Raw genomic sequence first — 18,229 nt, forward strand, 5'->3', positions numbered from 1 at the left:
GTTGGTTTTCTCTGCTTATACCGCAAGAATAATAAGACGATACAGCAGTATTTATTTTTCATGTTTATCTATGAACCAGCAGGTTCATGATTAGTTTCACTCCAATAGCCCTCATCGCCATTTCTTGTAATCAGTTGGTATCTTTTTGGGTCTGGTATAGATTCTATTGTATAGACCGATGAACCATCTTCATTTTTTTTAGTTTCAACTATTTTTGTTTTACAATATATCCTAATATGATTTGTTTTTTCAACCATTGCTTCAATATATATTGTTGAGGTAGCAAAAACGTTTCCCTCATTCCCTTCAGTAAGTAACTACCGATACTTATCCCTCCCAGAACCTCTTCGTCTTCGCATAATTCCTCTCTGCGATTAGAATGTCCCTGTAGAACTCCTCCTCATCCTCCCTCAGCTTCCTGATAACCCTCGAAGCAGTCTCAGGCCCGACACCCCTTGAGGCCAGCGCAATCGCCGCAGTTTTCCCATGCGAGAGAACAAGGTTGGCGTTCTTAAAAACTCGCGCAGTTCTTTTTTTCTCCTCTTTTGATTTGTCCGTCTCCTTCTTTTTCGCGATCTTTATTTCCTCTTCTTCCCAAGGCTTAAGCGCAGCTATCATCCTGCTTCCGCAAAGCGGACATTCCGGGCGCTCCGGTACGTTTTTCACAACCCTTGTCGAGCGCCATTTCTTGCAATTGATGCAAAAAAGTATGACCCTGTCTTCCATTATCCTGCTTTTTAAGGCCATGATTATGGAACTGTCAGCCCTCTCAGGCGCCATCAATTCCCGCCCTCCCATGAAACCCGCCTCTCCGATCGGGCTTACAGGCTGGATAACAAGCCTCAGGCTACCGCCCTGTAACCTTTTCAGGACATCTATGGAACGGGCGATATCAAGCTTATCATGGAATATTTCACGGACTGCTTCATCATACATCGGTGTGCGCTCAAATACATCGAGCAGCTTTTTCATGCTGATACGCTCGTAATCCACATCCCTGCTGATAGCCCCGAATTTGCGGGCAACATGCACCATTTTCCATTTAAGTAGCATCGAATTCTTAAGCGTTATCTCTATGATGGGCTCAATGTGGTCAGGATTTATTGTAAAGAGTAACTCCCTGATCTTTTCGGCATTGAACAATTTAGGAAGTTCAAGTTTTACCCTGTATGGGTCTATCTCCATCGCAACACTTGCCCCGAACCTCGCAGTAAGAAGCGATGTAATGACGCGGCCCAGGGTTTCATTTACCTTGTGCCCGCCGCACATATTTATGATAATCGACGTTCCTTCCTGTTCGATAACAACGATATCATCAGAAGGCACTGTAAAACCATTCCTGATTTGCTTCTTTACCAGTTCCAGGATCTCATTTGCTGCCTCGTGATCGGCCGGGTAATCTTTCCTGTAATCCTCGATTATTTCCCGGTCGGCAACTTTTCTCTTGATTTTTTCCATTATCCGCTTTCTTATTGCTCCCACTTCCCGGGAAACAGCGTAAGGAACGGGTATCTCCTCCCCGACCCAGTTAGGTACATCAGCGCCAGGGTCGCTTATCGGTTCAACCTTGATCATGCTTTTTTCACTGATAATCTCAATAATGCGCCACATTTCACCTTTGGTGATAAATACGGCCCCGGCTTCAGCAAAATCAACAACGAACGCCTCATCAAGCGCACCCACGATCCTTCCGCTTACGATGTCAAAGATCTCAAAGCGCCTTTCATCCGGGATCATGGAGAGATTTTCGTAATAATACTGCCAGCTTTTCATTCTCTTGCCGACCATATTGTTCTCAAATCGAACAAGGCGGGTATCATCTATCTGTTTTACAACTGCCCTTAAAAGTTCGATCTTAAGTGTTCTAAAAGGATATGCCCTTGTAACAATTGAAAAAATACTATCAACCGATATCTTCCCGAAATCAAGCACAAGGCCGCATATCTGGTTTGCAAGTGTGTCAGTACTGTTCTCATGTATGTTGATTATTTCTATCTCGCCGGATTTTGCCCTGCGCGTGATTGCAGAAGATTCTGCGGCATCATCTGCGCCTGTTGTTATTATTGTCCCGCTTGACTTCTCGCCAACCCAGTGCCCCGCTCTTCCCACTCTCTGAATCAGGCGTGTAACCTCGCGCGGCGACATATATTGGATAACATTGTCAACATCGCCGATATCAATACCAAGTTCCATAGAGGATGTGCAGATAAGCCCCCGGAGGCTGCCATTCTTAAAATTAGTCTCAGCCTCGATGCGCGTCTCTTTTGATAAAGAGCCGTGATGCACACCGATCAATTGCCCAAGCATCTTGAATCTTGAACCAAGCATTTCAGCTGATTCCCTGGTATTGACAAATATGAGAGTGGATTTGTGTTTTTCCACAATTCCGGAAATGATCCGAAGATGCGATGCCATTTCAGGCGTACACATCAGTTTTCTGGAAGACACATGGTCTTCCTTTATGGGTTTTGGACACACCACATTGAACTCAAGCCGCTTCAGGAGCGAAACTTCAACAATCCTGGCGATCCGATTTGTTCCTGCAAGAAAATGAGCGATCTGGTCAGGTTTTCCCACTGTTGCAGAAAGGCCAAGCCTCTGGAATTCACCTGCGACTTCCACAAGCCGCTCAAGAGCAATCGAAAGTTGCGCACCTCTTTTTGAGGATGCAAGCTCATGCACTTCATCGACTATCACATGTGTGACTGTTTTGAGGTTATTCCTGAGCCTTTTTCCCGTAAGCAATATCTGGAGGGTTTCAGGTGTTGTGACAAGAAAATCCGGAGGTTCTAAAGACTGTTTCTGTCTTTCGTATGTGGTAGTATCCCCGTGCCTCACAGCAACCTTTAATCCCAGTTCCTTTCCCCACCATTCAAGACGGGTCAACATGTCCCTGTTAAGAGCGCGAAGAGGCGTGATATAAATGACAGAGATCCCGCGTTTTTTTTCCGTTTTTTCCTCAGCTTTTTTTTGCATTATCCTGTGAAAAACCGGAAGCACGACTGATTCGGTTTTCCCTGAACCTGTGGGCGCTATCAGAAGAACATGTTCACCTGCCATTACGGATGGTATGGTTTGTACCTGCGGTTCGGTGGGAGAAATAAATCCCTGCTTGGCCAGAGCTCCCTGGATACGGGGATCAAGTAAACCGAACACGTTCATATTGCTTAAAAAAGAGGATTCAATATATAAATCTATTCTACTGAATGCGAACAAATATTCTTATCCAGATCAACGGTCATTTCCAGATATGATTTGCGGATAGTTGACTCTTTCTTTATTCCTAATTTGGCGATGAATTTAAAAATGCTTTCAACTTTTTCCTGGTAATTCCTTGGATCTTTTACCACAATCTCAACTTCTATATAATTTCCAAGGTTTCGAACTTCATCCAGGGAAATATAAAAATCCCCTATCCTGAAATTTTTTCGTTTCTTCGATACGGTAGCAACAGGGGAAAAACCAAGCGATGAAAGTATATTACCCATGCCATCCAGGTCCTGTATTTCAGTTTGCACCTCTTTTCTTGTTTTAGAGACCGTATCCATTTTAGGCCCCTTATATGTTAAAGTGGCCTTCCCGTCCTGTACCCTTATCCTCAAAGCTTCATCCGTTTTTCCGAAATCACGGTATGGCGCATTATAATATGTATCTGTCTGCAATTCTATCCCGATTGGCGTAGCTCCCAGCTCGATTATTGATCTTTCCATTTGTTTTGGATCTTCAACAGGTGCCTTTACTTCTATCTCTATCATGCATGTTAATCTATCTCCCCGGTTATATTAGATTGTTTATTTAATCCGGTTCGAAACATTGAAATACCCACGGGCTTAAGTAGTAAAAAATGGTACAATCATCCATCCAGGTATGGGAAGACTTCTTCAAACGATATTACTGGGAGAACATCCTTGAATTAGCAAAGAATTTTCCGGAAAAACGAAGTCTAACTGTTCAATTTCCGGATATTGAACGATTCGATATGGAGCTTGCCCGGGAATTGCTTGAACACCCGGACAAAGTAATAAAGCATGCAAACGAGGCTCTCAGCAGTATTGATCTTCCTGCTGACGTTGTTTTTACAGACACGCATGTAAGGATCATTAAAATTCCTGAGCGTATCCAGATAAGGGAACTTCGAAGCGAAAATATCAATAAATTCATAGCAGTTTCAGGTCTTATAAGAAAAGCAACGGAAGTAAGACCAAAAATAGTCAATGCAGCTTTCAAATGCCAGAAATGCGGTGAAATAACATATATGCCCCAGGGTGAAGGAAAGTTCGTTGAGCCGTTTGAGTGCGAGAATGATGTATGCGGACGAAAAGGCGCTTTTAAGCTTGTCCATGACCAATCCGAATTCATTGATGCGCAAAAACTCAGGATACAGGAATCCCCTGATGACTTAAGAGGCGGCGAGCAGCCCCAGACTCTTGATGTGGATGTTGATGATGACCTTGCAGGCCTTGTCTCACCCGGTGACCGTGTTGTCATATCCGGGGTATTGCGATCATACCAGAGGAGCAACCGGGAGGGGAAAAGCACATTTTTTGACCTGTTGCTTGACGGGAATTCTATTGATATTGAAGACAAGGAATTTGAGGATATCGAGATATCAAAAGAGGATATCGAAGAAATCATAACTCTCGGGCAAGATCCGGAGATTTATAAAAAGATAATCGGTTCCATTGCACCTTCGATCTATGGTTATGATGAAGTAAAGGAAGCCATGGCGCTTCAGCTTTTTTCCGGCATGGCAAAGCACTTACCTGATGGCGCACGTATTCGCGGGGATATGCATATTCTTCTTGTGGGAGATCCCGGCGTGGCCAAATCCCAGCTATTGCGGTATGCTGTAAAACTTGCGCCTCGCGGCATCTACACCAGCGGTAAAAGCTCAACATCGGCTGGTCTTACTGCCACAGCCGTAAAGGACGAGTTCGGGGATGGCCGCTGGACGCTTGAAGCTGGAGCACTTGTGCTTGCTGATATGGGTCTGGCCTGTGTTGATGAGCTTGACAAGATGGAAGCGGATGACAGGAGTTCCATGCATGAAGCAATGGAACAGCAGACCATAAGTATAGCAAAAGCAGGGATCATGGCTACATTGAAATCGCGCTGCGCTCTTCTTGGTGCCGCTAACCCGAAATTCGGGAGGTTTGACAGGTACGAACCTATCGCAAAACAAATAAACATGCCCCCGGCTCTGCTTTCCCGTTTTGACCTGATCTTTATACTTACGGATGAGCCGTCGGTCAACAGGGATACTGCGATAGCGGAACATATCCTGAAAGCCCATTATGCAGGTGAACTTTCAACCAGGAGAAAAAACATAATAAATTCAGGGATAAGCCCGGATGATATTACGAAAGCCATGGAGATCATCAGGCCGGTGCTGGAAGCAGAGAAACTCAGGAAATATATTGCATATACGAAGAGGAATATCTTCCCCATTATCCAGGATGATGCAAGGAAACATTTGATCGACTTTTATCTTGGCCTGAGGAAACAGGGTGAGGCCCCGGATTCTCCGGTACCTGTTACAGCCCGCCAGCTTGAAGCCCTGATACGCCTGGCTGAAGCAAGTGCGCGCGTACGCCTGAGTAATGTCATAACCACAGATGACACAAGCCGGATCATCCGGATTGTGATGGCAAGCTTAAAACAGGTCATGACAGATCCGGAAACGGGAAGGCTTGATGCAGATATCGTTAATGTAGGGATGGGTAAAAGCCAGAGGGACAGGATCAAGGTACTCAGGGAAATAATCAGGGATCTCCAGAAAGAAATGGGTGCCGCACCAATGGAAGAGATTATATCAAGGACTGAAGAATCAGGTATAAAAAAAGAGACCGTTGAAGATATGATACAAAAGTTAAAGAGTGCTGGAGAGATAATTGAGTCTAGTAATGAAAGGTTCAGGGTTGTTTGAACATGTATATGAAAAAATATGACACTGACGGCAAATTGATCGTGGCAGTCTGTGATACGGAAATTCTTGGGAAAAAATTCAAAGAAGGAAAACTTGTCCTTAAAATTGAAGAAAACTTCTATAAAGGTGAGGAAGTTTGCGAAAATGAAGTAAAGGAAGCACTTTCATGCGCAAATATCGCAAATATCACAGGTGAAAGAGCCATTGCATGTGCTGTAGAGTGCGGATGTATCGACCCTGATGTCGTTATCTTTATCGATGGGATACCCCACGCACAGATGGTAGAAATATGACTGGAATAATTGACAATAATACATTAATGGATCTTGTTATTGAGAAACATAATAAGTTCCTTGCAGCTTTTAAAGATGAATCTTCCGGGATTGAAAATAAACTTGAAGCTGTTAAGAAGCAAACCGATGATCTTAGAAAGGAAATAGAGACCAAAGAAACAAAAATAATTGTTCTTAATGAAAAGTATTTTCTCTATTTCCACCAGGCGAAAAAACAAAGGGAAGACCTTTTTAAAGAAGTGATTGAGAAATTGCAGCAGGCCAGATCACCAAATATACATGAAGTAACGCGTCTTTCAGCCAGGATCGAAGAATACGAGAAGAAACTCCAGAATTCAAGAAATATTGATGATGAAGAAAAAGCCATAGCTGAGGTTAAGAAACTTCTTTATGATTTTGAAACCGAGGCAAGAAAAGCCGGAATATCCGTAACCTCAAAAGCAATTATTGATAAATTAAATGAAGCGAATGAATCGCATAAAGAGTTCATATCGATCCAGGATAAACCAAAACAGGACATGGGAACTGCAAAGGATTATAATAAACAGGCAGAAGAATTAGAGGGAAGGCGTAACTGGCTAAAAAGAAGGATCGAAAGCCACACCAATGCTTTGGGTTACTGGGAGAAACAAAAAGGGGGAGTAAAAGTTGAGTGAGATCGAAAATCCGGCGGAATCGCAGGTTGAGACCCACATAGGTAGTGAAGTCCATCCTGAAGTCCATCCTGAAGATACATCAAATTTACCTGTTGAACAAAAGCCCGAATCCAAGACACATGTTGAAATTCCGAAAGTTTACCCGAAACTATCGGAACGTGACCTGAAAGAGAAGATCAATCTCCTGCGGCAGCGGATTGAGCAGGAGGAAAGGGAATTAAAAACGATATTCAGGGATATTTCCCTTCACAGCCAGGGCGGAAATGAACTCAAAGCCAAACGCGACGGCCTAAATGCAAGAGTCAAGGAACTGTCACCAAAAGCTGCTGAGCTTAGAAAAAAGAGGGATGAAACAAACGCAAAGATCGCGGAATTAAAAGCACAGCGAGACCAGATGAGGGGTAAGGGGAAAGAATTCAGTGAGAGAATAGAGGAACTTAAGAAATCGCGGGATGAATTGAACCTTACAGCCAGGGGAAGATTTGAAACCCTTGAAAAGGCTTATCAGGAAGAGCTTAATCTCTTTTTGACGGCAGACATTCCGCTTGAACATGAGATCAATATTTTCAGCCGTTTAAATGAGTTAAACGAAAGATTGAAAGCCACCCGGAAAGCCAATGAGATACATTCCGTAATCACACTCGAATATACTAAGGGAAAAGAGATCTACACGGATATGGATGCTTTGCATGCTAAGGTCCAGACGCTTGCCCAGGAATCCCAGAAGTCCCATGAGGAAATGATAAAGATTTACAATGAGATAGACACGCTGCGTAAGGAAGCTGACTCATATCATGCCCAATTGAATGAAAAATTCAAAGGCATCGCGCCTCTTCGAAAGAAAATAAGCGCACTGAAAGCGGAAATCCCAAAGCTTCGTGATGAACTTGGGGTTTATCTTGAGCAGATGAAAGAATACCAGCTTGATCGCGACCAGCAGAAAAATGTTGGGAAACGTGAGCAAGCCAGGGAGAAGTTCAAGAAAGACGGACGTTTGAGCCTTGATGAGTTCAGGCTGCTTGTTGAGAATGAGGATATCAAGCTTAAGACCACACGCCCGTAGTTTTTCTTTTTAGCGCCATCTCCCCCATTACCTTTTTCACTTCTCTTGATAACGGAGCAGGCGTTGAATTTTCAAACTCTGTGCCTGGAAGCGGCATGAAATAATGGGAATGCACATTTCCTCCTTTTCCTGTCAGCCATTTTATCAATTTGAGAGTTTCAAGCTGGTCAGATTCAGTTTCACCAGGAAGCCCGAATATGAAATCAACGATAGGAGTAAAACCATGTTCCAGGCATTTCTCAGCACCAATAATAATATCTTCCACATTATGTTTTCGCTTTATGCTTTCAAGTATCCTCTGGCTACCTGATTGCCCTCCCATGCTGATAGTGGTATTCTGGCAATATTTCGACACAATTTCAAGGATACTGTCATTTATGAATTCCGGCCTTACCTCTGAAGGAAATGTCCCGAAAAAAATCCTTCCTGGTTGCATTGAACGAAGAAGCGATTCAATTTTATCAATGCGCGGATGGATGCCATCTGAACCGTAAGCAAAGGCATTCGGGGATGTGAACCTGATATCCCTGAGGAACTTTGAATATTTTGAGATAATATCAATGTTCCTGTGTCTTATATTGTGGCCGAATAATTGCGGGGTAGAGCAGTAAGCGCAATTGTATGGGCACCCGCGGGTGATCTCAATTGTATTGTGCATGATCCCGGGATCAAAAGGCGGATATTTATCTAAATCAACCTTGCTTCTCTTTTCGCTGAAAACGATATTATCAGTCTCATTTTTATAAGCTATTCCTTTAACCGATGAAATATCTCCTTTATTCTGGATTACATCGACCAATTCAGGCAATGTTTCTTCACCTTCGCCTATTACCACATAGTCAAAAAACCGAAGCGTTTCTTCCGGCCGGGCAGTAGGGTGTGGTCCCCCGGCTATGAATATTGATTCTGTTCGTGCCTGTGACACTTCCCTGAATATCGATGGTGCCTGCTGCGTTGCAAAGCTGTAGATCATTATGCCGTCACAGGGTTTTTCTATTATACCCGATCCCGGGACAAGAGGCGTCAGGACGGCTATGCTTTGCATGTTCTTCTTGAAGAACCTGAAATTAATTTGATTGGTTTTGTTCATATGCAGGAGTCTATTTTGCGATACATTCCTCTATGAATCCTATCCATTTATCGAATCCTTCCCCGGTTTTAAGACTCATCTTCTGGACATCAATGCGCGGATTGATGAGACGGGCATCTTTTACCATTTTATCCGCATCTGCATTTACAGCTTCTGCAATGTCGATCTTATTTATGATAATAAGGTCAGCCGTGCTAAATATCAGGGGATGTTTCTCAACAATATCATCGCCTTCACTGACGCTTACGATCACGATCCGTTTATGTTCCCCAAGTTCAAAATCCGCGGGACAGATGAGGTTTCCCACATTTTCTATGAATAATATATCCAGTTTATCAAGAGGAAGCTGCGTAAGTCCGTGTTCAACAAGGTGGGCATCCAGGTGACATTCCTTTCCGGTGTTCAATCCTACAACGGGTATGCCAAGCTTTTCAAACCGGGACGCATCAAGACGTGCTACCACATCCCCTGCAATGGCGCCGATCCTGTAGCTATCACCCAGCCTTTGAATTGTCTTTTCGATCAGTAATGTTTTCCCTGAGCCTATTGCGCCCATGATATTAAATGCTGTAATCCCGAGTTTTTCAAGTTTATTCTGGTTGTTTCGAGCAAGTTTTTTATTTGCTTCAAGAACATCGTAGTTGATCGATATATCTTCAGTAGTATGCATGGTTAATCAAAAATCTTAAAAGAAAGCGTAAAATGCAGCCATTGCAATCATGATAAATAGCGTCAAACCTATCCATACCTTAGCAGCACCATATTTCCCTAATAAATATCCCATAAATAGAAGTGTTGGAATTGAAGACAGAGATGCCACATCTTGTGGTTTGTGCACTATATTCTTAAAAAATATTGTCACTGCCATCGTAAGAATGGCTGCAACTATTGCTAATTTTATTGGCTCTTCGATTTTTACCATTAATTTTACCCCTTTCCAAATTTAATTATCTGCCTTATATATGTTTGTATAAGGTAACAACATTCGTTAGATGCGAGAGCCTCCAATATTCAAAATGGTCATGAAAAGGCATGCGCGCCTATTTTTCAGTAATTCAGAGGAATGTGGATATATCCATAGCCATATCCGAGCATGAAAACCTATCGTCTTCAGTCACCCCAAACCCCGTACAAATGTTACGAGGCCTGTAGATAGCGTTTTTGACTATATAGAATCTTATTGAATATTATAGTTCTAACTTATGAAGCCTTAAAATTTATGATCAGTCGCTTAATTCTATATAAATCGATAGATTATATCTAACTACTAACATGGACAGAACTGGAACCTTCAAAATATCAAAAAAATTCTTCATAAGCCGTAATGATAAAGATTTAATATAATGATCAATAATAATGAATTAATGAAAAAATATGGATTTCGTTGAGCAAGTCAGGAAGAACCTGGAAGGTAAGCTGCATATCGAAGATGGCAACTGCGGTACGACACATAAAGTTTTAAGAGAAATATCGAAACTGGGTGGGAAAGCGATTGTCTGGGAGCGCCCGGATGGGGTGTATTCAAGAATACTTGATGACAAAGGGAATATCGTAGGAGAAGGAGAAGGCATAACCTGGCCTCCTGCAATTCTTTTTGCAATGGTTGAGGGAGGATTTTTCCCGAAGGATATCGGATCAGAGCTGACAAAGTCCCTGCAATGCATCATCGACATGGAAAAGGTAGCGGATATCTATGGTTACGGAAGGGTGGTCACACCTGTAGCTTCAGCATATAATGAGGTCTGGAAGAACGGGGGGCGCGTTGCCATAAGGCGCAATTCATGGGGTATAGAAGTAGTATTTATCGATAAAGAAGACAAAGAAATAGCTGTCGGGCCGATATCTTATTGTCCAACATGCGGCACAGCGGCGACAATACCGCGCGCTCCTGCTCTTGCGGCAAAGATCAAAGAAGAGCTAAAGGATAAGCGCAACACCGGAAAAGACAAATACGAACGCGGGATGGAGAATCACTTCTTCTTTAAGAACGATAAGATGTGCTGTGAGATCCGTGAGAATGGGCAATTACTGGGAAGGGCCTCACGATGCTGCATAGCATACGCAGGTGTTGTTGCAGAAGTACATGCAGGTATTGCAGGACCGAAATGGGGGGCATTATTCAAGGAGTATTGCAAGATATGTCCCGTGAAACTGTGCCGGAAAGGAAAAAATACGGGAGAGGAAGCAAATAATCTTCTTGTTTCACTTGAAAAGAGGAATCTGAAAACAGATGTCAGTATAGAAACCTATATTACTGCCACAGTAAAAAAAGATGGTGAGCCTTTGGGTGAAGGTATCGGGACTGTCTGTGCATTTTCATCACTGATGTATGCTAAAGCCAGATGCATCCAGCTAAGGTCTGAAATAGAGGTCGTAAGGGAATAGTAAATGCATGAAATATCTATAGCAGGAGCAATAATTGATTCGGTGCTTGATGCTGCAAGAAAAAATAATGCCACAATCGTTAAAGAGGTTTTTCTTGAGATCGGGGAGCTTACAGCGCTAAATCCGGACCAGTTGAAGTTCATCTTTGAAACAATTACTAAAGGAACTATTGCACAGGGCGCGATATATAATATCAGGGTCATTAAACCCGTGATAAACTGTACGAAATGTTCCTATAACGGTCCGATAGAATTCTTTGAAAAAATGCATTTTTTCCTGCCAGTAATAAAATGCCCACGATGTGATGGAATGGATGTGGACATTGTGGACGGACGGGAATGCTGTATCAAGAAAATAAATATATCTTGAATAATTTATTAAACTTTGGTGGAAAGACATATTATCACGCAAATATATTGAATAACCTGAATGAGCCGGGAAGTAAAAGAGCGGACAATTCTTGATAAGTTTGCAGAAGATTTTGTTAATGTAGTAGAAAAGCATGCAAAGTATATCATTGTTTCAGGATTTGTAGCGATAGCTCATGGGAGAAGCAGGGGAACGGAAGATGTGGATCTGATAATCGAAAAGATCAAAAAAGATACATTCATAAAAATGCATAATGATCTTGTAGAGGCAGGTTTTGAATGCATTCAGTCAGAATATCCGGAACTTATTTATGATGACTATTTAAAAGATAAAACCAGTGTGCGCTATGTCAGAAAAGGACATTTTATTCCTGAAATGGAATTGAAACTGGCTAAAGATGAACTTGATAATTATCAAATCCGGACAAGAAAAAAACTGCCTCTTACAGGGCTGGATCTATATTTTTCAAATATTGAAATGAATATTGCTTTTAAGGAAGAACTGCTAAAATCAGAAAAGGATATGGAAGATGCAAGGCATTTGAGGATCATCTATTCTGACGTCATTGATGAAAAAGAAATCACAAAGATAAAAGCGGATATCTGCAGGTTGAGGCTATCATGAGAGATAGGACTCACGATGAGCAAGTGATACGGTGGGCTGAATTCGTAAAGACACATCCCCGCTCGGTCTGGATCAGGGAGGTTGGCCCACTAATAGACTCACAGATAATTATGGCAAATGCCTTCTATGAGCGCCTTGCCAAAACAGAGGGTGGACTTGAGAAAATAAGAAAACTAAGGAAGTTGGAAAAAAAGCATAATACCGTCAGATCCCGTTAATCAACCTTTAACACCGATTTATGAATTTCATATAACCCTATTAATCCCGTATCTCTTAAACATCATTGCTTCCACCTTGCTGATATCAAGCATCCTGATAAGCATTTTTATATCCTTTTCATCGACCTGAACACCCGGGACTATGGCATCCCCTTTATAAAAAATCGTCCCTCCTTTCATATTAGCACCAACATAACCCTGAGCTTTCCCACTTATAATAAGCATGCCATCTTTCAGATATGCGCCAGCGAACTCTCCGGTATCCCCTGTAATGATTATCCCGCCGCGCAGGAGTACGGCAGTGTTCAAGCCTGCATCCCCATCTATCCTGATAAATCCGCGCTTCATCAGGATTCCTGTGCTCATCCCCGCATCGCCTTCCACAATTACCTTCCTGTCAGCATCAAGGCGGGCCGCGATTGTATCACGGATAATCCCATCTCTTATGCATAAGAAGCTATTTTCCAAAATATTCGGGGGAAGTATTTTTTCATTTGACACTTCTGAAAGGATATCTGTAATAGATACGAACTTTCGATACTCCGGGCGGTCAGATACAACCTCCACAACGTTTCCCACTGGTTGTTTGACATTACCTTTTATATAGATCGCCCCTGAGACCATGCTGATACCCATCCGCGTATCAACATCCCCATCAACGATTATCGAACCTGCTTTTATTTTATTTCCTGTGCCCCCGAAAAACTTAAGATCAACTCCAAGGCTGCTTCCAAGCCTTTTGCCTGCATTGCCTTTTATGTTCACATCTTCCCCATTCTTTAAAGCAAAAACAAGGTCCTGATAGGTATATGATGTACCGGTCTGGTGCGGGATAACTGCTGACGGTGAAAGCCTGCTGCCCCTGTGCTGCCAGAAAAAATCATATGTAAAATCGCATAAGCACTCAACCGGATAAGATAGTTCAAGAATCACAACGGATAATTCACTTGAAAGTAGATGAATATTTTTTATTTAATCCCTTAATCCGGTTGGAAAAAGAATTTTGCGCCTTGACCTTTACATAATTATCTATTATCGTACCCGCAAATGTGAACAATAATAAAGCCACCAGGTAAATTGTATTGATTTCCGTAGGGCTCATGTGCTCAAGACCGGATATTTCCTGGATATTTGCCTGGATGGCTAAAAGTCCAAATAATATCAATGACACCAGCACACCGTTTATGAACCAGAAGCTGTCTTTGACCCTCATCGATGCGATCATAAGAGGAACGATTATAAACCATAGCTTGGCTGCAATAAGCCCGGAGAGTCCAAAGTTAAAATAGATATACCGGATTATAGGGTTATATTCAACATCCAATCCTTTTGAATCCATCATAATAGCAGCTGTAACTGTATCTCCTATATCGAATGTGATGAAAACGCAAAAGTAAAGAAAATGCTGGAAATTTAATCTGCGGTATATATACCCGAAAAGAAGTTTCATAAAACCAAATTCAGATTCTTCTCTGTTTTCAATCATTTTTTCACCATAAAAGTGATATCAACTGCCGCGTAGGCTAGAATGATGATCATAGTTATAATAATTAATAGATTGTTTTAAAGACAAATAAAGCCAGTCTTAAAATAAAATGAGCATTTATTTGAACTTTTTTAGCAATTTACTGTAGAATTCGGTATCTGCATACTTTCGCGCAAGCCTTTCTACAATAAGCTCAGGAGTGCTGCGGGCAAGATAATTATATCTCGGATTCCTGTCAACTATAAGATTCAGGTTTTCATCAAGACCTTTTGCTTCAATACCATCAACCCGGATTTTATGGATTGTATTTTTCAATATCGATTCTGCCAGGTGGCTAACAAATACTCCAATGCCTTTGTTATCGTCAAGTTCCTCAAGTATCCCCGAAATGATCCTGGCAGAGGCGCCGGGCTCAGTAATAGATTCCATTTCATCAGTAAGGACGATCTTGGTTTTATTATTCGAAACTGCAGAGAAATCCTTGATAGTGCTCTCAAAAGCCCCGGCATCCATAGTGCCTTTGGATTTGCCGAAATAATAGAATTCTTCGACAAGACCCAGTTCGCATTCTTTCGCAGGAACAGGATATCCCATATGGGCAAGTATGGTAATCTGGGCAAGAAGATCAAGTGTTGATGTTTTACCGCCGGAGTTTACCCCGCTTAACAATACCACACGCGCATCTTTGAGTTTACCGATGCCGGAATTCATGCTGCATCTTCCGATTGCGTAATCTATCGGGACTGCATTTGCCAGGAAAAGGTTTGATCCTCCTTTTATGCCTATCCCGTTATCATTCTGAAGATGCGGCATGTTAAGGGCGAATTTTTTTGAAAAACAGGCGATCGTATATACGACATCAAAATCAAGAACTTCGCGGACAAGAAGGGATGCGGTTTCTTTTAAATTTGAAAGAAAACGGGCATTATTTCTCAGGATTACGATCTTTCGTGACGCTATGCTTCTTAGCAGATGGTTTTTCAATCCTTCAACACCGCGAACGTTTATTTTGATCGGGTGCGATATTTCCTCATTGAAAAAAGTGTTGACATACTGTGATTCTGTTGGGTTCAGGTCAAGTTCTGCCACGATTCCCCGCAACGCATTGGCAGTCACTGTGTTGTATTTTTCCCTGATCTCTTTTTCAAGCAGCCTGTTAATGCTCCCATCCATTGCAGTGAGCATGTCAAAGCCTTTGACAGTAATTGAGCTTTTTTCGATAAGAGCCCCGAATTCAGCATTTGCCTGCCTCTCCGAATTAACAACTGCATTGTTGAGCCTGTCGATAATTGATTTACACCGATCTATTTCATTATCAAGCCCGCTTTTTATATCCGATTCGCCGCAGAGTTTCATTAAACCCGAAGATAGCTGCTGGATATCCCCGGGTTTTATTTTTTCACAAAAATCAGGTGCATGCTGCCTGATTTTATTAAAGATACCAATTGAGCAGGTGATAGACTCAAGGTTTTTTGTAAAGAATGCCAGTTCTTTTTCAGGAGCGACCTGCCAGGTCTCTAATTTTTTAATATCAAGGAAATCAACCTCTATATCCTCAGGAAAATCAATGCCGGCGAGACTTGTACCCAGTATAACATACGAATAACCGCGGGCTATATCAGCAATTTCCTTTTTATCGGGAACAAGCTGGACTGAAACAGGGAATTTTTTGGCAGCTTCAAATTCTTCAGTGTTCGTAGCGATGATGACCCTGTCCCTTATTACAGGTATATTTAAATTCGTCTTCAGGGGTTTTATTTTTGATAACAGGGAAGAGAGTTCTTTTTCATCGAGTTTATCCGCAATCCCCGAAATTTCGCGAATTTCTTCCTGGATATGCAGTATCTTTTCCAGCTTTTGCGAAGGATAAGGGAAATATAAGCTCAGTTTGCTTCTTGCATGGTCCGTATGTGCAAAACCCTTGATGAGTTCTAAGAGCTTTTCATAAAAATCAAAAGCTTCATTTGTTTTAAGGAAATCCCTTGCACCTGTGCCCTCATTTATTGCAACAGCCTCCAGAACAAGTGATATCGCGGATTTCTCGGTCATTCCCTCAAGTTCGCTGATGGCAGCGATATCCTGGCTTATTATGGCATCAATTGCCTGTTTTTCAGAGCCGAAATGCTCAACAAGGCGGCGTGCTGTTTTTTCACCAATGCGGGGGATGGATTTCAGGGTGTTTATCATTGGAATTCAATTTGAATTATATATTTCATCTTAATGGTGCGTGGATTTTAAAAATGTTGGTATCATGCCACAAAGTATGTCATACATAATCATCATATGTATGAAACACATAACCACTTGTTATGGACATGTATCAGGAAGCTTAATTGATGATTTTACTCTGTTTAGAATTATTGCAGTAGTCTGCTTCTTTGCTTCTTTATTCCACGTTTTTTTGGCTGATCTTGAAATATCAAAGGTGGTGGATTTTCCTTCATGCCAGTTTTTATCAGGCGAAGGGCTTCAGCTTTGGTTTTAACTATACCCGGATCCACCATCTTATTTCTTCACATTCCCCGCATGCAGCCCGCATTCCTTCTTCGTTGCATCTTCCCACCACCAGCGCCCTTCGCGCTCATGCTGGCCCGGAAGCACAGGTTTCGTGCAGGGTTCGCATCCGATGCTGACAAACCCTTTTTCATGCAACTTATTATAAGGAACATTGTTTTCCCGTATATAATCCCAGACCTGCTTTGAAGTCCAGTTGGCAAGAGGATTAAACTTAATCAGGTTTCCCGTCCCGAATGTAGGATCTTTCTGTATGACAGGAACATTTGCCCTTGTTCCAGGGCTCTGGTCTTTTCGCTGTCCTGTTATCCAGGCATCCACAGTATTCAGGGCGCGCTTTAACGGGTCAACCTTACGTGCATCGCAGCATTCCTTATGACCATCCTTATAAAATGAAAACAATCCTTTTTCTTTCACCAGCTTTTCAGTTGCATCGCGGTTTGCGAAAAATATTTCAATAGGGATATTATATGTATTCCTGACCTCTTCGATGAACTGGTATGTTTCAGGATGAAGGCGCCCTGTATCAAGAGAAAAGACCCTGAAACCATTACTGATCTTTTTTGCCATGTCGACCAGTACGACATCTTCAGCCCCGCTGAACGATATTGCGATATTCTTGAAATTATTAAGTGCTAACTCAAGGATTTCCTGAGGCGACTTATTTTCATAATCTTTTGCCAATTTTTCAATGTTAAGTTGTTCTGACATTTTTATCCTTATCCTTATTTCTACCCCACGATCTGTTCTTTGAACTTCTCAAATCCCACACGTTCTATGCAATCTCCAAACCTCTCGCCGATATTGGTATTCTTCTTTGACCAATCAATAATTCTCCTGAATATGGCGACTGCCTCTTCGGCGGATTTTGCGTCGGTCAATTCTCTTCCGAGTTTGGGATGTTTTCCTATTTTCCCGCCCACAAAGAGCTTATAGCCTTTCCACTCTTCAGTTATAAGATCTGAAGGGCAGGCTCCGACACATGCTCCGCACAGGTTGCACTTGTCCCAGATGATTGTGGCCTTATCATCTTCCAGAATTATAGCCTTTTCAGGGCACATGAAAGTGCATGTCCCGCATCCTGAACAGGCATCGCTGTCGATAATGGGTTTGAGTATGCCCATCACTCCGAGGTCGTTCTCCTGCGGCTTGGCACAGGCGTTCGGGCATCCTGTTACAGCAAATTTTATCTTAACAGGCATATCCTCGCCAAAGAATTCCTTGTCGAGTATTCCTGCCAGGCCGTAGGTATCTATAATGCCGTAATTGCATTCGAGATTCCCGGGGCATGAAATTATATTACGCACCCGCGGGCCGCAGGAGCCTGGCGGCGTCCCGTTGTCTTCGAGCTCTTTTGTTATAGCATCCAGGTCGTGTATATTCACATTCGGGATCTGCATCCCCTGGCGGGTTGTGATATGTATGTATCCGGTGCCGTATTTCCGGGCAAGACGGCTTATCCCTGATAGCTGGTCTGAAGTGACATTGCCGCAGGGCATCCGAAGCCTGACCACGAAAAGGTCTTTCTGCTTCTGTTTCATATAACCGGATTTTTTAAGGATCGATATGTCAAGTTTTTCTAGGGTCATGGTTCACCTTGATATA

General features: G+C 42.4%; 19 protein-coding genes. 8 read left to right on the forward strand and 11 right to left on the reverse strand.

Annotation, left to right across the window (positions count from 1 at the left end; genetic code table 11):
* Positions 1-68: 68 nt before the first annotated feature.
* From FIB07_00005 to cyaB, 3 genes are all read right to left on the reverse strand, one after another.
* A complete protein-coding gene (locus FIB07_00005; protein ID NJD51234.1) occupies positions 69-257 on the reverse strand; it encodes a hypothetical protein in 189 nt (62 codons plus the stop codon).
* 70 nt (positions 258-327) lie between these two features.
* Positions 328-3,162: a DEAD/DEAH box helicase gene (locus FIB07_00010; protein ID NJD51235.1), complete on the reverse strand. Its 2,835-nt coding sequence runs from the start codon at positions 3,160-3,162 to the stop codon at positions 328-330.
* A gap of 32 nt (positions 3,163-3,194) precedes the next feature.
* The gene (gene cyaB, locus FIB07_00015) at positions 3,195-3,755 is read right to left on the reverse strand and encodes a class IV adenylate cyclase (protein NJD51236.1); all 561 of its coding nucleotides are present in this window, start codon (positions 3,753-3,755) and stop codon (positions 3,195-3,197) included.
* An 89-nt stretch (positions 3,756-3,844) separates the two neighbouring features.
* On the opposite strand from cyaB, the gene FIB07_00020 reads away from it, so the two are divergent.
* From FIB07_00020 to FIB07_00035, 4 genes are read left to right on the forward strand one after another with little or no spacing between them, the layout of a single operon-like run.
* Complete coding sequence (locus tag FIB07_00020) at positions 3,845-5,926, forward strand: minichromosome maintenance protein MCM (protein ID NJD51237.1); 2,082 nt, start codon at positions 3,845-3,847, stop codon at positions 5,924-5,926.
* Between the two features lie 8 nt (positions 5,927-5,934).
* On the forward strand, positions 5,935-6,219 hold the full coding sequence (locus FIB07_00025) for a DUF424 family protein (protein NJD51238.1): 285 nt from the start codon (positions 5,935-5,937) through the stop codon (positions 6,217-6,219).
* The gene (locus FIB07_00030) at positions 6,216-6,875 is read left to right on the forward strand and encodes a hypothetical protein (protein NJD51239.1); all 660 of its coding nucleotides are present in this window, start codon (positions 6,216-6,218) and stop codon (positions 6,873-6,875) included. Before FIB07_00025 ends, FIB07_00030 begins: the two co-directional genes overlap by 4 nt.
* Complete coding sequence (locus FIB07_00035; GenBank protein NJD51240.1) at positions 6,868-7,938, forward strand: phosphoserine phosphatase; 1,071 nt, start codon at positions 6,868-6,870, stop codon at positions 7,936-7,938. Before FIB07_00030 ends, FIB07_00035 begins: the two co-directional genes overlap by 8 nt.
* Here FIB07_00035 and FIB07_00040 read toward each other — a convergent pair.
* Genes FIB07_00040 through FIB07_00050 form a run of 3 tightly spaced genes read right to left on the reverse strand, consistent with a single transcriptional unit; the run spans position 7,919 to position 9,950 of the window.
* Entirely contained in the window at positions 7,919-9,028 is a 1,110-nt protein-coding gene (locus tag FIB07_00040; GenBank protein ID NJD51241.1) for a TIGR04013 family B12-binding domain/radical SAM domain-containing protein, read from the reverse strand. The genes FIB07_00035 and FIB07_00040 overlap by 20 nt on opposite strands.
* Before the next feature lie 10 nt (positions 9,029-9,038).
* The gene (hypB, locus tag FIB07_00045) at positions 9,039-9,698 is read right to left on the reverse strand and encodes a hydrogenase nickel incorporation protein HypB (GenBank protein NJD51242.1); all 660 of its coding nucleotides are present in this window, start codon (positions 9,696-9,698) and stop codon (positions 9,039-9,041) included.
* Positions 9,699-9,713: 15 nt separating this feature from the next.
* Positions 9,714-9,950 carry a hypothetical protein gene (locus FIB07_00050; protein ID NJD51243.1) on the reverse strand — a complete coding sequence of 79 codons (237 nt, stop codon included), beginning with the start codon at positions 9,948-9,950 and terminating at the stop codon, positions 9,714-9,716.
* A 452-nt stretch (positions 9,951-10,402) separates the two neighbouring features.
* On the opposite strand from FIB07_00050, the gene FIB07_00055 reads away from it, so the two are divergent.
* Genes FIB07_00055 through FIB07_00070 form a run of 4 tightly spaced genes read left to right on the forward strand, consistent with a single transcriptional unit; the run spans position 10,403 to position 12,624 of the window.
* A complete protein-coding gene (locus FIB07_00055; GenBank protein NJD51244.1) occupies positions 10,403-11,413 on the forward strand; it encodes a hypothetical protein in 1,011 nt (336 codons plus the stop codon).
* A gap of 3 nt (positions 11,414-11,416) precedes the next feature.
* The gene (hypA, locus tag FIB07_00060) at positions 11,417-11,782 is read left to right on the forward strand and encodes a hydrogenase maturation nickel metallochaperone HypA (GenBank protein NJD51245.1); all 366 of its coding nucleotides are present in this window, start codon (positions 11,417-11,419) and stop codon (positions 11,780-11,782) included.
* Positions 11,783-11,842: 60 nt separating this feature from the next.
* Positions 11,843-12,406: a hypothetical protein gene (locus FIB07_00065; GenBank protein NJD51246.1), complete on the forward strand. Its 564-nt coding sequence runs from the start codon at positions 11,843-11,845 to the stop codon at positions 12,404-12,406.
* A complete protein-coding gene (locus tag FIB07_00070) occupies positions 12,403-12,624 on the forward strand; it encodes a hypothetical protein (protein NJD51247.1) in 222 nt (73 codons plus the stop codon). Before FIB07_00065 ends, FIB07_00070 begins: the two co-directional genes overlap by 4 nt.
* A gap of 27 nt (positions 12,625-12,651) precedes the next feature.
* Here FIB07_00070 and FIB07_00075 read toward each other — a convergent pair whose 3' ends face one another.
* The 5 genes from FIB07_00075 to FIB07_00095 form a co-directional block, all read right to left on the reverse strand.
* Positions 12,652-13,557, reverse strand: a complete 906-nt coding sequence (locus tag FIB07_00075; protein ID NJD51248.1) for a hypothetical protein — start codon at positions 13,555-13,557, stop codon at positions 12,652-12,654.
* Positions 13,558-13,567: 10 nt separating this feature from the next.
* Positions 13,568-14,110 carry a hypothetical protein gene (locus FIB07_00080; GenBank protein NJD51249.1) on the reverse strand — a complete coding sequence of 181 codons (543 nt, stop codon included), beginning with the start codon at positions 14,108-14,110 and terminating at the stop codon, positions 13,568-13,570.
* 117 nt (positions 14,111-14,227) lie between these two features.
* On the reverse strand, positions 14,228-16,297 hold the full coding sequence (locus FIB07_00085; protein ID NJD51250.1) for a hypothetical protein: 2,070 nt from the start codon (positions 16,295-16,297) through the stop codon (positions 14,228-14,230).
* Between the two features lie 318 nt (positions 16,298-16,615).
* On the reverse strand, positions 16,616-17,335 hold the full coding sequence (locus FIB07_00090) for a phosphoadenylyl-sulfate reductase (GenBank protein ID NJD51251.1): 720 nt from the start codon (positions 17,333-17,335) through the stop codon (positions 16,616-16,618).
* A 20-nt stretch (positions 17,336-17,355) separates the two neighbouring features.
* A complete protein-coding gene (locus tag FIB07_00095) occupies positions 17,356-18,213 on the reverse strand; it encodes a 4Fe-4S dicluster domain-containing protein (GenBank protein NJD51252.1) in 858 nt (285 codons plus the stop codon).
* Positions 18,214-18,229 lie beyond the last annotated feature (16 nt).

This window comes from Candidatus Methanoperedens sp. (genome assembly GCA_012026795.1).
Lineage (GTDB): Archaea > Halobacteriota > Methanosarcinia > Methanosarcinales > Methanoperedenaceae > Methanoperedens.

Excerpts from the sequence above, each read along its gene's own strand:
- FIB07_00080 (NJD51249.1), bottom strand. The coding sequence starts at position 14,110 with ATGATTGAAAACAGAGAAGAATCTGAATTTGGTTTTATGAAACTTCTT.
- FIB07_00025 (NJD51238.1), top strand. The coding sequence starts at position 5,935 with ATGAAAAAATATGACACTGACGGCAAATTGATCGTGGCAGTCTGTGAT.
- hypA (NJD51245.1), top strand. The coding sequence starts at position 11,417 with ATGCATGAAATATCTATAGCAGGAGCAATAATTGATTCGGTGCTTGAT.
- FIB07_00090 (NJD51251.1), bottom strand. The coding sequence starts at position 17,335 with ATGTCAGAACAACTTAACATTGAAAAATTGGCAAAAGATTATGAAAAT.
- cyaB (NJD51236.1), bottom strand. The coding sequence starts at position 3,755 with ATGATAGAGATAGAAGTAAAGGCACCTGTTGAAGATCCAAAACAAATG.
- FIB07_00070 (NJD51247.1), top strand. The coding sequence starts at position 12,403 with ATGAGAGATAGGACTCACGATGAGCAAGTGATACGGTGGGCTGAATTC.
- FIB07_00010 (NJD51235.1), bottom strand. The coding sequence starts at position 3,162 with ATGAACGTGTTCGGTTTACTTGATCCCCGTATCCAGGGAGCTCTGGCC.
- FIB07_00085 (NJD51250.1), bottom strand. The coding sequence starts at position 16,297 with ATGATAAACACCCTGAAATCCATCCCCCGCATTGGTGAAAAAACAGCA.
- hypB (NJD51242.1), bottom strand. The coding sequence starts at position 9,698 with ATGCATACTACTGAAGATATATCGATCAACTACGATGTTCTTGAAGCA.
- FIB07_00030 (NJD51239.1), top strand. The coding sequence starts at position 6,216 with ATGACTGGAATAATTGACAATAATACATTAATGGATCTTGTTATTGAG.
- FIB07_00040 (NJD51241.1), bottom strand. The coding sequence starts at position 9,028 with ATGAACAAAACCAATCAAATTAATTTCAGGTTCTTCAAGAAGAACATG.
- FIB07_00055 (NJD51244.1), top strand. The coding sequence starts at position 10,403 with ATGGATTTCGTTGAGCAAGTCAGGAAGAACCTGGAAGGTAAGCTGCAT.
- FIB07_00050 (NJD51243.1), bottom strand. The coding sequence starts at position 9,950 with ATGGTAAAAATCGAAGAGCCAATAAAATTAGCAATAGTTGCAGCCATT.
- FIB07_00065 (NJD51246.1), top strand. The coding sequence starts at position 11,843 with ATGAGCCGGGAAGTAAAAGAGCGGACAATTCTTGATAAGTTTGCAGAA.
- FIB07_00020 (NJD51237.1), top strand. The coding sequence starts at position 3,845 with ATGGTACAATCATCCATCCAGGTATGGGAAGACTTCTTCAAACGATAT.
- FIB07_00095 (NJD51252.1), bottom strand. The coding sequence starts at position 18,213 with ATGACCCTAGAAAAACTTGACATATCGATCCTTAAAAAATCCGGTTAT.
- FIB07_00005 (NJD51234.1), bottom strand. The coding sequence starts at position 257 with ATGGTTGAAAAAACAAATCATATTAGGATATATTGTAAAACAAAAATA.